Raw genomic sequence first — 15,000 nt, 5'->3', positions numbered from 1 at the left:
TCTATCTCGCAGCCGTGATAGACGCCTTCTCCCGCAAGGTCGTGGGCTGGTCGATGTCCGAGCGCATCACCGAGAAGGTCGCGATCGACGCGATGGAGCAGGCGGTCGGCAGGGAGGGTCCGCCAGATGACGGCAGCCTCGTCTTCCATGACGATCGGGGCGCGCAGTACACCTCCCGTTCCTTCCAGCGGTGTCTGGACTCGCATGGCATAGTCCAGTCGGTATCAAGGCCCGGCACGCCGCTGGACAACGCGGTGGCCGAGTCGTTCTTCAAGACGCTGAAAAGGGAATTGGTGGAAGAGAGGAGCTATGGGACGAGGGACGAGGCCAAGCAGGACATCTTCAAGTACATAGAGCTCTATTACAATAGGGTGCGCATGCATTCCACCCTGGGCTACATGTCTCCAGTGGAATACGAGCGGCAATACGCTTGAGGATCCTTAAAAGAAAGTCCAGTTTATCCTTCCCACTCCAAATCAGGGCATCGGCGCCCGTCCAAGAATTGGGATGCAGTTCAATACGAGCTCGGGGCTCTTTTCGTCTAGATTGGGGACGCATGGCCGGACGAAAACAATTTGCGTCTGGTAATAAGCGTACGAAAGCGCAATTTCCATCCTTATTCCGGACGCAAATCAAGACGTAAACCGTTTGTGTCTGCTATAAATCCGCACGAAAACGGTTTTCGTCTTGCAGGGCAGTTACCGCTTCTACAGTTCAACTTCCAGTTCGGCTTTGTGTTCGTAGAGGTAATTGCGCATGTAGGGGATGGCAAATGAGACCTTGCCGTACGAGGGGGCCTCGATAATCGATTCTCTTAACAGGCGGCTGCGGACGGAGCTCACCTGTTGAGGTGTTTTGTTTAGGGCATCGGCAACCATGCTGGTCGAGCTCGTCTGCCCCAAAGACGCCATGCTCAGCAGATAAGCGATGCACGTGGGCGGAATGCGCCGCAGCGCGGGCTCAATCACCATGGCGCAGAAGCGTTCGCGTGCCGTTGCAATGCCGCGCTCGGCTTCTTCTTCTCCAATAATCGGTGTATGTGCGCGTCTTGCCAACTGCCATGCGTAGTATCCAACGAGTTGGATCATGAAAGGATAACCTTGCGTTGCCTCGGCAAGTTGGCCGGCAATACCTGGCTGCAACTCCACGCCAGACGCTTCAATGGTTTCCTCGAGGGAATACAACACTTCGGTTACTGCCACAGCCTTCAGGTCAAAGGGGAGGGCGCGGCGCAAAAACGCAAGTGTCTTTCCGTTGATGATGCTTTCAATCATCGAAGGCAGACCCGCAAAAACAAAGGCGATATCAAGGTCTTCGCCGATAACCTGCTGAATCGCAATGGAGAGCGTTCGGACCTCATCGAGCTCTGCGTCCTGAACCTCGTCGAGAGTGATGAGCAGGCCGTTTCCATTCTTGGATATTGTCTGTCTCAAAGCGTCGCGTAGCGATGGGCCGATTCGCTCAATGTCTATGCTGCCGATGGATATGCCAGCTACGGTGGGCTCAAATCTGGCGTGTTTGGCCTGGAATTTGGGCTGCAGCTGTTCGAGAATGCGCTGGCAAAGTCCCTCGGTTGCGACCTCTTTTATGACCGTCCAGCCACGGCTTTGCGCCAAACGTGAGCACTCGTCAAGGAGGACCGTCTTGCCCGTTCCACGGACGCCGGCTATGCGCATTAGGCGCCCCGGGGCACCAGGCCCGTTGACGAGGCCCTCACTGAATTCTTCAAGTACATCTTCGCGGCCGATAATCGTGGGAGGTGTTTTACCTGCTGTGGGCTTAAAAGGGTTTGTTTGCATGTGAGCCACCTTTGCTCAAGATATAGCAAGATATAGCAAAGTATGGTGAGATATAGCAACGTATAGCGCTGTTCGCGGGTTCTTACGGTGGTGCTATTTTCCGAATGCCGCGCGGATAAAGCGCTGGGCGAACAGCTTGTTGGCGACGTTGATGACATGGCCCAGGAACAGTGCCGAGATGGCGGTCGTGACGCCAAAGCCGCCCAGGTTGTACATAAAGATCAGCGACAACGCGAGCGAGGCGGCGACATGTGAGCAGTCAAACACGACTTTTACGTCACCAAAGCGGCGTTTAAGCTTTTCGGCAATGACTTGCACCAAGCCGTCGGGCGCGTTGGGGACAACGCCCATGTTGACGACGAGACTTACGCCAAATGCGGTGACAGCGAGGGAGAGCAGCATGGTCGCAATCTGTGTGGGGAGTGCCGTGGGATGCAGTGGGTTGACCGCCATGAAGAGGTCGGTCAAGCCGCCAATCAGCGTTGAGAAGAACAACTCGAGCAGGATGCGCGGCTGGAACTCGCTTCGCAAGATGGCTAATTGCGCCACGATATAGGCGACGTAGGTTGCGGTGATCCAAAAGCCGAGCGTCTTGCCAGTGAGCATGGATAGGGTTGTGGCAAAGCACGTGAGCGCGGCGACGCCCAGGCCGGATGCCGTCTGGAGACTCATACCGAGTGCCAGTACTGCAACGCCCACCAGATACATCAGCATTCTGATGACGGTATGGCACCAGTCGATGTTCTCGCCATGCATGATGATGAGCGGTCGCATGTTGCTACCCGTCCTTTCGGTTGTGTGAAAAAGCTGACCCGGGCCGGCAAAAGAGGGTTATCGGAGGCACTGCTGCAAAAGCAGAAAAGCCGGCCCCACGGTCAGTCGTCTAGGAAGTGTCTCGCTGTGCCGGAATGGGACTAAAGGTCCAACGAGACGGGAAGAAAGCAAATGGCATTGCGTGGGCGATAAGATGCCAAGATGGTAGGGTGTGTCTTAGCATCCTATTGCCCACGCTCAACGAAATCGGTTTCGTTTGAGCCTAAGTATACGCACGGGATTTTATTTGCGAAGAGAAAAACAATAAAAAGGTGAACGTTCACCTAATCGCAACAACTCGTTGGCTGTAGTTGCGGTGGAATAGTTCCTGTTTTTGCTGCTGAAGGCCTTGAACAGGAACTATTCCACCGCAACTTATGAGGGGGCGGGGGATGCGATAGTATTGCATGGTGGTATTCGACTAACCGAGGACTTATCCGAGGGCTTTATGGAACAACACCAGCATTATCAGAGCCTGCAAGACCAGGCATACAACGCATTGCGCTCTAAGATCATCTATGCCGAGCTCAAGCCCGGCACGCGCCTTTCGGCGATTGGTCTGGAAAAGGAGACGGGAATCGGGCGCACGCCCATTCGCGAATCCTTTGTGCGCCTGCGCGAGCAGGAGCTGGTGGAAACGCGTCCCAAAAGCGGCACCTACGTCTCTAAGATCAGCATGGAACGCGCCGAAAACGCCTGCTTTTTGCGCGAGAAGCTCGAGAGAAGCGTGCTTATTAAATGCTGTTCGGCCGCCTCGCCCGAGCAAAAGCAGCGGCTTGAGCAGATTCTTACCGAGTCCGAGTCGCTCGACCATGGCGAAACGCGCCGTTTCTTTGACCTGGATAACCTGTTCCATGAGACATGTTTTGAGATTGCCGGTCGTCACATGTTGTGGGATTGGATGAAGAGCATCAACACGCATTTTGAGCGATATAACTGGTTGCGTATGGTGTCGCAGGATTTGGATTGGGAGCCGATTCGTCGGCAGCATCGCCGGATTCTCGAGGCCATTAAGAGGGGCGATACCGACGCGGCGAGCTATCTGGCAGAGACACACCTGCACCTGATGCCCGAGGAGCAGGGCCCGGTTATCGCCTTGCATCCCGACTATTTTGAGCTGTCCAAAGACTCGTTCATCTAATCAATCCCCATATAAGTTGCGGTGAAATAGGGACTGTTTTGCGGCCTAGGTGGCGCAAACAGTCCCTATTTCACCGCAACTGCGTTGGGGTGTGACCGGGGCACAAAGATGCGGTGCCGCTTGGAGGAAAAGACCGGAAGCAAAGGTCCATTCCTCCAAGCGGCGCCGCAGCTGTTTTGATGGCTCGGCTTTTACCGAAGTGGCTCAGTTGAGCGCGACTGCCAGCCGATTATACAAAGCGGCTCGGGGGCGTGTCGCTTCCGTCACGTTCTATCAGCATACAAGACGGTTTTGGTTCTTGTTCGTGACGGAAACGGCGCGCTTCCGAGCCGCTTTAAAAGAAAGGGGGCGAGGTCTAGGGCACGCCCCCTTTCACGATAGAGAGCTAAACCTAGCCGCGGACCTTCTTGACGACGTCCATGGCCTCGCGGGCGATCTGCTCGACCTTGGAGAAGTCGCCGTCGGCAAACAGGGCCGGCTTGACCATCCAGGTGCCACCGCAGGCGATGATGGCGGAGGAGCTCAGGTACTCCTCGACGTTGGCGGTGCTCACGCCGCCGGTAGGCATAAAGCGGTGACCGACAAACGGAGCGGCGAGGGCCTTGATGGTGTTCAGGCCGCCATACTGGGACGCGGGGAAGAACTTGGTGACCTTGAGGCCCAGGTTCTCGGCTGCGGTGACCTCGGAGGGGGTCACGGTGCCGGGAAGGACGGGCAGCTCGATGTCGATGCAATGCTTCACGACGTCCTCGTTGTAACCCGGGGAGACGATGAACTTGGCACCGGCGGCGCGGGCCTGCTCAACCTGCTCGACGGTCAGGACAGTGCCGGCGCCAACGCACATCTCGGGCTCGGCCTCGGCCATAGCGGCGATGCACTCGGCGGCGCAGGCGGTGCGGAAGGTGACCTCGGCGGACTTCATGCCAGCTGCCATAAGAGCGTGGGCGAGCGGGGCGGCGTCCTCGACCTTGTCGAGCACAACGACCGGCACGATGCCCAGGGACTCAAGCGTGGTGTAGAACTGATCGAACATGATGTTCCTTTCGATGTGTGGCGCGCATGGGCGCGTGATTACCAAATGTGCTGGTCAGGAGCCGATTTTGGATTGGTTATCGGAGGCACCGCTTGGGGTTCAAGCAATTCCAAAACCGGCTGCTCGACCAGTCATGTAGGGAATGCCAGGCAAAACCGGAATGGGACTGGTGGTTTTGCCCGGCCGGAGGAATCGGGGAGCGGGCCGCAGGGGTATGGGATTGGAAAGCTGCGGCCCGCGGAATGGAGACGGACTAGCGCGCGACGCGGGTGCCACCGTCGGCGGCTGATGCTACGGCTGCAATCTCGTCTGCGGTCACCAAGTTGGAGTCGCCCTTGATGGTGAGCTTGAGGATCGAAGCCGCAATCGCGTAGTTGACAGCGTCCTGCGGGTCAAAGTCGTTGATGAGGGCATGGACGAGGCCGGCGTTGAAAGCGTCGCCGGCGGCAACACCCTCAAGCACGTGCACATCGTGAGCAGGGGAGAACCAGTGCTCGCCGCTCTCGGCGTCATAGAGCATGCCCATCCAGATGGAGCGCTCGACGCAGGAGATGTTGCGGACGACCGAAGCGACCTTCTTGCAGCCGTACTCGGCGCAAATCTGACGGGCCATCTCGACGTAGGTGTCGCGCTCCTCGATGCCGTGGGCAAGGGAGCCGGAGACGCAGGTCATGCCGAGGCCGGCGGGTGCGTCCTCGTCGTTGGCGATGCAGATGTCGACGAGCGGCAGGAGCTCCTTCATGGTGGCCTGCGACTTCTCGGGCGACCACATCTTGCCGCGATAGTTCACGTCGCACACGGTCGTGATGCCCTTGGCGCGGCAGGCGGTGAGGGCATCCTTGCAGGCGGCAGCCATCTCATCGGAGACGGCGGGGGTCACGCCGGAGAAATAGAAGACATCGATGCCCTTGAGGATCTCGTCCCAGTTAAAGACGTCGCGCTTGGCCATGTTGATGGCAGAGTACTTGCGGTCGTAGACGCAACCGTTACCGCGCTGCGAGGCGCCGACCTCAAACACATAGGAGCCAAGACGGTCGCCCTGGCGCACGACGCGCGTGGTGTCGACGCCGTAGGCCTTCAGCGAACGCAGGGCGCACTCGCCCAGACGGTTGGCCGGGACAACGGAGACGTAAGCGGCCTTGTCGCCCTGGTAGGCCAGGGAAAGCGCAGTGTTGGCCTCGGCGCCGCCGTAGCGGACGTCAAACTCGGTTGCCTGCTCAATACGCAGGTGGTCTTTGGGTGAGAGTCTCATCATGATCTCGCCGAAGGTAAGAACCGTTTTACCCATGGTCGCGCAGCTCCTTTTACTCGTGCGTACACCTTTGATATGGCGTTGGCACGCAGGTGCCAAGACGGTAGGGTGCGTCTTTGCACCTGCGTGCCAACGCTCGCCGAAATCGGTTTACGAAATCGGTTTCGTTTCGAGTTGTAGTATACTCACCTACAGCGTTTTGCAACCGAGATTTTTAAAAAATGCCTAAAATGGCTCAGACTGCCGACAATGGGGAAACGGGGTGCGCTATGGCGCAGATGAGAATCAAGGACATTGCCGCCGAGGCAGGCGTGAGTCCGGCCACGGTCTCGCGCTATCTCAACAACCGCCCCGGGCAAATGACCGAGGAGACCCGTGCTCGCATCGCGGCAGTTATCGAGCGCACCGGCTATCGCCCACGTGCCGCCGCGCGCAATCTGCGCAGCTCGCGTACGAACCTCATCGGTGTGATTCTGGCTGACATCGCCAACCCGTTCTCGAGCGCCATGCTCGAGGGCCTTTCCGCCAGCGCCGCGGCGCGCGGCTGCTCGCTCATGACGGCCATTAGCGGCAACGACCCCGCTAAGGAAGCGGAGTCGCTCACCAGACTTATCGATGCCGGCGTGGACGGCCTGGTCGTCAACACCTGCGGAGGCAATGACGAGGCGATCGCCGCGGCAGCGGGACGTCTGCCCGTCGTGCTGCTCGACCGCGACGTTGCCGACGGCGGTGTTGACCTGGTGACATCTAACAACCGTGAGCTGGTCGCCGGCTTGGTAGACGCCTTGGCAGCTGCGGGCAGCGAGCGTCTGTGCCTGCTCACCGAGGCAAGCGACGATAGCCCCGTGCGTCGAGAGCGCGCCGAGGCCTTTGCCGACGAGCTTTCGCGCCGCGGCCTTGCGGGCGAGGTCGTCACCCTGGCCGACGGTGGCGCCACGGGCGTCGGTCGTTTGGACAAGACCATCCGCGACTACGCGGGCAAAAGGCTCGGCCTCATTGCCGTCAACGGCCTGGTTTTCCTGCGTCTGACCGAGGCGCTGGCGCAGCTTGGTCCCTCGCTGCCGGCGGGGCTCAAAATCGCGACGTTTGACGACTACCCCTGGAACCACGTGCTCTTTGGCGGTGTGACAACGGCCGCGCAGGACACCCTTACCATTGCCGAGCGCGTGGTCAAGCGCCTTTCCGAGCGCATCGACGTCGTTACCACCACCGTGGGCGAGGCCGCAAAGCTCGCCCCCAAGCGCATCGAGATTCCCGGCCACATCGAACACCGCGCTTCGACCTCGCGCTAGCCTGTGTGATAATATATAGACAATGTCATACAGGAGGTATCCATGGCTGCGTCTGTGCTGAGTGTGCGAGTGGACTCGTCAATTAAAGACTCATTTGCCGAACTGTGCGAAGAGCTTGGCATGACTTCGTCTGTTGCGGTCAATATGTTTATGAGGCAGATGCTGCGCGAGCGCTCTCTGCCGTTTGTTCCTTCACTTGGTAAAAGCTCTGCGAGCGAAAGCGCCGCGACGGGCATTTTGGATACTGCCCAGATTGAGTCCGCCGTCCGCGAGGCGGCCATCTCGATTCCCGCCATCAAAACCGTGATTCTTTTTGGTTCGTATGCCCGTGGCGAGGCGCATGCCGATAGTGATATTGACTTGCGTCTCGAAGTCGATCGCGAGCAGGGCTTTGGTCTTTTTGCGCTGTCGGCGTTTGGCGAGGCGGTGCGCAAAGAAACCGGGAAGCAGGTTGACCTCGTCTCGAGTGACTATCTTGATGATGATCTTGCCGTGGTAATCGAGCGCGAAGGAGTGATCCTCTATGATCGCGCGTAAGTCAGACAGCCTTCGCGCCCAAGAGGTTTTGGAGGCCATCTCCGAAACGAACGAGCGCATCAAGGCTTTTGATATCACCGAGGACCAGTTTCTGCATGCGAATGACGTGCGGACGAGGGCGTTGGCGGACTCCCTTTTGATGTGTGCGCTTAGGGTGACGGAAGAAGCTGGCAAGTTGTCAGAACGCTCGCAGCGGCTTCATCCCGAAATTGAGTGGCGTGGAATTGTCGGCATGAGAAATTATCTTGCGCATGATTACGGCAATGTCGACCGCTCGGTTGTTTGGGATGCAGTGACGATGGAGTTCCCTACGCTGGAACGAGCCTGTAGACAAATTGTCTCCGAATCTGAACGCTAGCCGCTCGTTCGCAACTGCCTGTTCGCGCACGTTTTTTGAGCGCTTGATACGCTTTAACCCTGCGGAAACATTTTTCTGCGATAGTATCTGCGATATAGACCAGTCGAAACCCGCCCGAAAGAAAGGGGAGCGACATGAACCAGCAGAACATCGATTACGTACTCCGCTCCGTAGAGCAGCGTGACATCCGCTTTGTGCGTCTGTGGTTTGTCGACATTCTCGGCCGCCTCAAGAACTTTGCCATTAGCCCCGAGGACCTCGAGGTCGCTTTTGAGGAGGGTATTGGCTTTGACGGCTCCGCCATCGAGGGCTTTGCCACGCCCGAGGAAGCCGACATGCTGGCGTTTCCCGATGCTTCGACCTTCCAGATTTTGCCGTGGCGCCCGAGCCACAACGGCGTCGCCCGCGTGTTCTGCGACGTGTGTACCCCCGACCGCAAGCCCTTCGCCGGCGACCCGCGCGATGCCCTGCGCCGCATGTTCTACAAGGCCGAAAAGGCCGGCTATCTGCTCAACGTGGGCGCCGAGCTGGAGTATTACTATTTCCCCGACGAGCACACCCCCGAGCCGCTCGACAACGTGGGCTACTTCGATCTTTCGGTGAGCGATGCCGCTCGCGACCTGCGTCGCAACACAGTCCTCACGCTCGAGAAGATGTCCGTGCCCGTGGAGTACACCTTCCACGCCGCCGGCCGCTCACAGCACGGCATGAGCCTGCGCCACGCCGAGGCCCTGAGCATGTCCGACGCCATCACCACGGCCAAGCTCATCATTAAGCAGCAGGCCTACGAGAGCGGTTGCCACGCCTCCTTTATGCCCAAGCCGTTGGCGGGCGAGGACGGCAGCGCTATGTTCCTGTGCCAGTCGCTATTCGACCACGACGGCAACAACGTCTTTTGGGGCGAGGACGACGAGAAGTACCACCTCTCCGATATCGCCAAGCGCTACATGGCCGGCATTCTGGCGCACGCGCGCGAGATCAGCGCCATCACCAACCCCACGGTCAACTCGTACAAGCGCATCATCACGGGTGGCGACTCCGTGCCGCAGTACGCCACGTGGGGCTTGCGCAACCGCGCGAGTATGGTCCGCATCCCGGTCTACAAGCCCGGCAAGCAGCTGTCCACGCGCATCGAGCTGCGCAGTCCCGATCCCATGGCCAACCCGTATCTGGTCAACGCCGTCACGCTGGCGGCTGGTCTGGACGGCATCGAGCGCAAGCTGGAGCTCCCGCCCGAGGCAACGGCCGAGACGCTCAAGCTTACCGACCGCCAGATGGTCGAGGCCGGCTACACGCCGCTGCCGCGTTCGCTCAAAGAGGCGCTCGACGTGTTTGAGGACTCGCAGTTTATGAAGGATGCCCTCGGCGAGCATATCCACAGCTTCTTCCTCAAAAAGAAGCGCGACGAGTGGCATAAGTTTGAGTCTACGATCACCGAGTGGGAGATCAAGCACTACCTGGCGAACTCCTAATCGCGCTGGCTTGTTCCAGTACGATTGAGCTCATTTTTTTGGAGGCCGATATGTCCGAAAAGAGTGCCCTGTTCATGGCGCGCACGACGCGCTTCCACGAGTTTGCCCGCAGCTTGACGACCACCCTGGGTGTCGAGGTGAGCCTGGCCACCCCCGATTCGCCGACTGCGGCGCACGACTTTGACCTGCTGATTCTCGATTCCGATGGCATCCGCAGTGACCGCATCGATCAGATTGCCAAGTGGCTTGACGATCGTGGCGGCGTCCCCATGCTGGTGATCGTCGACGACGAGGCCCTTGGCACCCTGCGTCTGCCCAATCATGCGCATGCCGACTTTGTATGCCCCACGGCGACGCCCAACGAACTCAAGGCTCGTGCGCAGCGCCTGATGGGCGAGGAGGAGACCGTCACCGCCGACGATGTGCTCAACATCGATAACCTCGAGATTAACCTGGCTACCTACCAGGTGACGCTCGATAACGAGCCTATCGACCTGACGCTGATGGAGTACTCGCTGCTGAGCTTTTTGGCGACGCATCCCAACCGCGCCTACAGCCGCGAGGTGCTGCTGCACCGCGTGTGGGGCTTTGAGTACTGCGGCGGCACGCGCACCGTCGACGTGCACATTCGACGCATCCGTTCCAAGGTGGGCCCGCAGATCGCAGCACATATCACCACCGTCCGTGGCGTGGGTTATCTGTTTAAGGACTAGATTTCCACCACAAAGGGGACAGGCACCTTCGTGGTGGTTTTGACGCAGGCCGGGTCCTTTTGGGTCTGCAGCAGAACTTAAGCCTTCCTAAAAGATTGCGTTCTCATACACGTACGCCCGCATATTGGGGTACAACTCAACGTGAACAATGATGGCCCGCCACATGTTTGGCGGGCCTTTGGTTATTTGACGAAAGGATCGCAGCCATGAGCGAGAACGATTCCCAGCGTCCCCAGGATGTGGGCCACGTCGGCGAGACTCAGCAGCAACCGCGCGTACAGGTTGAGTCGACGCCTGCCGACGGCAACATTCCCTACGTGCAGGCCTACGACACGCAGACCGGCAAGCCGCTGGGCGGCCAACAGGTCGTAAACAAGCACACGGTGGTCAAGACCAAGACCAAAAAGCTGCCGATTTTCATTACAGCGCTCGCCGGCTGCGCCTGCGGCGCCCTGCTGGTCATTGCGCTCATTATGAGCGGCACGCTCGATATCGGTGGCGGAAAGAATGCCGTGACGGCGGGCGCTTCGGGTTCATCGACGCAAAAGATTACGATCGACTCCGAGGACACCACGCTGGCCGAGGCTGTTTCTGCCAAGGCCCTGCCCTCCGTGGTTTCCATTACCGCCACTTCGAGCGGCAGCCAGAATGGCTCGCTTTCGCAGTCTGCTGATGAGTCTGATAGTTCGGGCAGCGTCGGTTCGGGCGTAGTGCTCGATACCGAGGGCCACATCCTCACCAACAACCATGTGGTCGATGGCTATGACCAGTACGTGGTTACCATGGACGACGGCACCACCTATGAGGCCGAGTTCGTGGGCAACGATGCTTCGAGCGACCTGGCCGTCATCAAGCTCAAGGACGCCGATGCCTCCAAGCTCACCCCGATCGAGATCGGCGACTCCTCCAAGCTCAACGTGGGCGAGTGGGTTATGGCGATCGGCTCGCCGTTCGGCAACGAGCAGTCTGTCTCCACGGGCATTGTGTCGGCGCTGTATCGCTCCACGGCCATGAGCTCTACCAGCGGTAACACCATCTATGCCAACATGATCCAGACCGATGCCGCCATCAACCCGGGCAACTCCGGCGGCGCGCTCGTCAACGACAATGGCGAACTTGTGGGTATTAATTCGCTCATCGAGAGCTACTCGGGTTCTAGCTCGGGCGTGGGCTTTGCCATTCCGGTTAACTACGCCAAGAACATTGCCGACCAGATTATCGACGGCAAGACGCCGGTGCATCCGTACATGGGCGCTACGCTTTCGAGCGTCAATGCGCTCAACGCCCGCACCAACAAGCTGAGCGCCGATAGCGGCGCGTATGTGGCGAGCGTCGTCGAGGACGGTCCCGCCGCCAAGGCTGGCATTCAGGAGGGTGACGTTATCACCAAGCTGGGCGACGACGAGATCACGAGCGCCGATGGCCTGATCATCGCACTGCGCAGCCACGAGGTGGGCGAGAAGGTCGAGATCACGCTTATGCGCGGCAAGGAAGAGAAGAAGGTCACGGTTGAGCTGGGCTCCGATGAGGAGCTGCAGAACCAGCAGCAGGACGACAGTTCGACCGACACCGGCAACGGCGGTATTACCGACGAGCAGCTGCGCCAGTACCTGGAGGAGCTGTTAGGCCAGCAGGGCCAGGGCCAGGGTCAAGGCTACGGTCAGGGGTTCTAGCGAGCCGTTTCGCATATGCCGAAGCCAGAGGGGCTGTCCCGCCAAGTGTGGGACAGCCCCTCTTTTCTTATTGATCCGTTGGGGACGGAGGAAAACGGATCACTTGGGGCTGACAAGAGGCCTGGTTCGGAATGGTCTGGACAGTTAGTTCAGATACGTATAAATCTGGGGCAGCTTGGGATGCGTTTTGAGCAGTTTTTGATTGGGATGGGGTTTGAATGGGTGCTTGGGAGGGCGAGCGGGACGTTTACATGGTCTCGAGGAGCCCAAATTCGTCGAAACAGGGGTGTTCGTGCCTGATTTAGCTCTAGGATTTATACATATCTGAACTAACTGTCCATCCCAGTCTGGCGGCTGCCGATTCGGTGCGGTTTGAGACCGCTATTCGACCCCGTTGCGACCGGTGGTACTCTTGTATCCGTTTGAAATCGAGCGAAGGAGTGCCGCTATGGAGCAATCGAGCCTGTTTGGTGACGGTGTGGACATCGATACCGAAACGCTAGCGAGCACGGATACCGCTGCACCGGTCGATGCCCGTGCCCAGGCGGCAGCGCGCGCGGCCGAGCTGCGCCACGAGCTCGACTATCACGCCTATCGCTACTACATGCTCGATGCGCCCGAGATCACGGACGCTGCCTTTGACAAAATGCTCGTTGAGCTGCAGGAGATCGAGGCGGCCTATCCCGACCTGGTGACGCCCGACAGCTATACCCAGCGTGTGGGCGGCTACGTGAGCGAGCAGTTTACGCCGGTCACGCACATGGCACGCATGTATTCCATGGACGATGCCATGGATCTGGACGAACTCGACGCGTGGCTCCAGCGCGCTGAGGATGCGCTCGGTGCCGGCAGCGTCACCTATACCTGCGAGCTTAAGATCGACGGTCTGGGCGTGGCGCTTACCTACCAAAACGGCACCTTCGTACGCGCGGCCACGCGCGGCGACGGCACCACGGGCGAGGACGTGTCGCTCAACGTTCGTACCATCAAGGATGTGCCCATGCACCTGTCCGAGCCGGCGCTCGTCCACATGGGTGCCGACCGCGAGCGCACCATCGAGGTGCGTGGAGAGGTCTATATGCCCAAGGGCAGCTTTGTTCGTCTGAACGACGAGGCTGATGCCGAGGGCCGCGACCCCTTCGCCAACCCGCGCAACGCCGCCGCCGGCAGCCTGCGTCAAAAGGACCCCAAGGTCACAGCGCGCCGCGATCTCGCTACTTTTATCTATGCCATCGCCGATACCGACCCGCTGCACGTCCACAGCCAGCGCGAGTTTCTGGACTGGCTGCGCAGCGCCGGCTTTAGCGTCAACCCCAACGTGGCACGCTGCGCCACGCCCGCCGAGGTCCACGAGTTCTGCGCCCAGGCGCTCGAACATCGCGGTGACCTGGACTACGACATCGACGGCGTGGTCGTAAAGGTTGACAGCTTTCAACAGCAGCTCGACCTGGGTTTTACCGCCCGCGCGCCGCGCTGGGCCATTGCCTTTAAGTTCCCGCCCGAGGAAAAGCAGACCGTCCTGCGCGAAATTCGCATCCAGGTGGGCCGCACCGGTGTGCTCACGCCGGTCGCCGAGTTCGACCCGGTGACGGTCGCCGGCTCCACCATCGCGCGCGCCACGCTGCACAACATCGACGAGATCCGTCGTAAAAACGTGCGCGAGGGCGACACCATCATCGTGCACAAGGCAGGCGACGTAATCCCCGAGGTCGTGGGCCCGGTGCTCGATAAGCGCCCGGCCGATTCGGTCGACTGGCACATGCCCGAGGTCTGCCCCGTGTGCGGCAGCCCTGTGGTCCACGAGGATGGCGAGGTCGCCTACCGCTGCGTGTCCATCGACTGCCCCGCGCAGCTCAAGGAGCGCCTGCTCCACTGGGTGAGTCGCGGCTGCATGGATGTCGACGGCCTAGGCGACGAGATTGTCGACAAGATGATCGCCGCCGGGCTGATCCACGATGTCGCGGACTTCTACCAGCTCACGGTCGACGACATCGCCGGCTTGGACACGGGGCGCACCTATGCCAGCTCCAACAGCAAAAAGGGCGTCAAGAAGGGCGACCCCATTCCGGTAGGCCTCAAGACGGCCGAGAAAATCATCGCCGAGCTCAACAAGTCCAAGAGTCAGCCGCTCGGTCGCGTGCTGTTTGCCCTGGGCATCCGCCACGTGGGCAAGAGCGTGGGCGAGGTCATCGCCGAACGATTCCTGTCGATTGACAAACTTATCTTGGCGAGCGAAGAGGACATCGCCGAGTGCGAGGGCATCGGTCCCAAGATCGCGGCGAGCGTCAAGCAGTTCCTGGCCGTGCCCGAAAACCTTGCCGTGCTGGAGCGCCTGCGTCAGGCGGGCCTGTCGCTCGAGGTCGACCTGGGCGCCGCGCACGCGCAAGCCGCAGCCGACGCTGGCGTGGCGGGCGAGCTCGCCGACGCACAGCCGCTTGCGGGTTTGACCTTCGTGCTCACTGGTACACTCGTCAACCGCACGCGCGACGAGGCGGGCGCGGCGCTCAAGGTGCTCGGCGCCAAGGTTTCGGGCAGTGTTTCAAAGAAGACGAGCTATCTAGTCGCCGGCCCCAAAGCGGGCTCCAAGCTCACCAAAGCCGAGCAGCTGGGCGTACCCGTGCTGGACGAGGACGCACTCGAGCGGATCTTGGCTACTGGTCAGGTGCCCCAGGCTTAGGACATCGATAATCAAATTAGAAAACCTCCCGGAAAGGTTGATACTTTCCGGGAGGTTTTTATTTGGGCGTGGTGGCGGGCAGCATGATCTGCGTCATGTAGGTTGCCGAGGGTGACCCTGCGGAGCGGTGTCGTTCCGGAGCGATAAGAGATTCATACGAAGCAGAGGCGCCAGTAATGGTTGATCGCCCCCATTGTGGTGATTCTTATACACGTTAACATTAACATTAACGTGTATACT

The 15,000-nt window shown here is 59.6% G+C and carries 13 protein-coding genes; 9 read left to right on the top strand and 4 right to left on the bottom strand.

Features of this window, described 5'->3' with window-relative positions; translation table 11 throughout:
- A partial coding sequence (locus AAAX77_RS06710; RefSeq protein WP_349105435.1) for an IS3 family transposase occupies positions 1 to 434 on the top strand: 434 nt, incomplete at its 5' end.
- A gap of 273 nt (positions 435 to 707) precedes the next feature.
- On the opposite strand, the gene AAAX77_RS06705 is transcribed toward AAAX77_RS06710, so the two are convergent.
- Both AAAX77_RS06705 and AAAX77_RS06700 read right to left on the bottom strand, forming a co-directional pair.
- Positions 708 to 1,799 (bottom strand): ATP-binding protein, encoded by a 1,092-nt coding sequence (locus tag AAAX77_RS06705; RefSeq protein WP_349105434.1) that lies wholly within the window; start codon positions 1,797 to 1,799, stop codon positions 708 to 710.
- Between the two features lie 93 nt (positions 1,800 to 1,892).
- The gene (locus AAAX77_RS06700; RefSeq protein WP_055309694.1) at positions 1,893 to 2,573 is read right to left on the bottom strand and encodes a DUF6198 family protein; all 681 of its coding nucleotides are present in this window, start codon (positions 2,571 to 2,573) and stop codon (positions 1,893 to 1,895) included.
- 487 nt (positions 2,574 to 3,060) lie between these two features.
- Between AAAX77_RS06700 and AAAX77_RS06695 the strand changes: the two genes are divergently transcribed.
- Entirely contained in the window at positions 3,061 to 3,753 is a 693-nt protein-coding gene (locus AAAX77_RS06695; RefSeq protein ID WP_195404028.1) for a GntR family transcriptional regulator, read from the top strand.
- Between the two features lie 391 nt (positions 3,754 to 4,144).
- Here the strand turns inward: AAAX77_RS06695 and eda are convergent, their stop codons facing one another.
- Positions 4,145 to 4,786, bottom strand: coding sequence for a bifunctional 4-hydroxy-2-oxoglutarate aldolase/2-dehydro-3-deoxy-phosphogluconate aldolase (eda, locus tag AAAX77_RS06690; protein WP_006234738.1), 642 nt, complete (start codon positions 4,784 to 4,786; stop codon positions 4,145 to 4,147).
- A 253-nt stretch (positions 4,787 to 5,039) separates the two neighbouring features.
- Complete coding sequence (locus AAAX77_RS06685) at positions 5,040 to 6,074, bottom strand: sugar kinase (RefSeq protein ID WP_349105431.1); 1,035 nt, start codon at positions 6,072 to 6,074, stop codon at positions 5,040 to 5,042.
- Between the two features lie 233 nt (positions 6,075 to 6,307).
- Here AAAX77_RS06685 and AAAX77_RS06680 point away from each other — a divergent pair, with 233 nt between their 5' ends.
- The 7 genes from AAAX77_RS06680 (at position 6,308) to ligA (ending at position 14,760) form a co-directional block, all read left to right on the top strand.
- A complete protein-coding gene (locus tag AAAX77_RS06680; RefSeq protein ID WP_349105430.1) occupies positions 6,308 to 7,330 on the top strand; it encodes a LacI family DNA-binding transcriptional regulator in 1,023 nt (340 codons plus the stop codon).
- A 42-nt stretch (positions 7,331 to 7,372) separates the two neighbouring features.
- The gene (locus tag AAAX77_RS06675) at positions 7,373 to 7,867 is read left to right on the top strand and encodes a type II toxin-antitoxin system RelB/DinJ family antitoxin (RefSeq protein WP_349105427.1); all 495 of its coding nucleotides are present in this window, start codon (positions 7,373 to 7,375) and stop codon (positions 7,865 to 7,867) included.
- Positions 7,854 to 8,225: a HepT-like ribonuclease domain-containing protein gene (locus AAAX77_RS06670; protein ID WP_349105426.1), complete on the top strand. Its 372-nt coding sequence runs from the start codon at positions 7,854 to 7,856 to the stop codon at positions 8,223 to 8,225. The genes AAAX77_RS06675 and AAAX77_RS06670 overlap by 14 nt, the downstream gene beginning before the upstream one ends.
- 134 nt (positions 8,226 to 8,359) lie before the next feature.
- Complete coding sequence (locus tag AAAX77_RS06665; RefSeq protein WP_349105424.1) at positions 8,360 to 9,697, top strand: glutamine synthetase family protein; 1,338 nt, start codon at positions 8,360 to 8,362, stop codon at positions 9,695 to 9,697.
- A 50-nt stretch (positions 9,698 to 9,747) separates the two neighbouring features.
- Complete coding sequence (locus AAAX77_RS06660; RefSeq protein WP_006234733.1) at positions 9,748 to 10,410, top strand: response regulator transcription factor; 663 nt, start codon at positions 9,748 to 9,750, stop codon at positions 10,408 to 10,410.
- 206 nt (positions 10,411 to 10,616) lie between these two features.
- The gene (locus AAAX77_RS06655) at positions 10,617 to 12,083 is read left to right on the top strand and encodes a trypsin-like peptidase domain-containing protein (RefSeq protein ID WP_349105422.1); all 1,467 of its coding nucleotides are present in this window, start codon (positions 10,617 to 10,619) and stop codon (positions 12,081 to 12,083) included.
- Positions 12,084 to 12,531: 448 nt separating this feature from the next.
- Positions 12,532 to 14,760, top strand: a complete 2,229-nt coding sequence (gene ligA / locus AAAX77_RS06650) for an NAD-dependent DNA ligase LigA (protein WP_349105420.1) — start codon at positions 12,532 to 12,534, stop codon at positions 14,758 to 14,760.
- The last annotated feature ends 240 nt before the right edge of the window (positions 14,761 to 15,000 follow it).

Source organism: Collinsella sp. CLA-ER-H6 (assembly GCF_040092305.1).
GTDB lineage: Bacteria > Actinomycetota > Coriobacteriia > Coriobacteriales > Coriobacteriaceae > Collinsella.
Note: the sequence above shows the minus strand (reverse complement) of the source record. Positions and strands in the feature narration are given on the sequence as shown.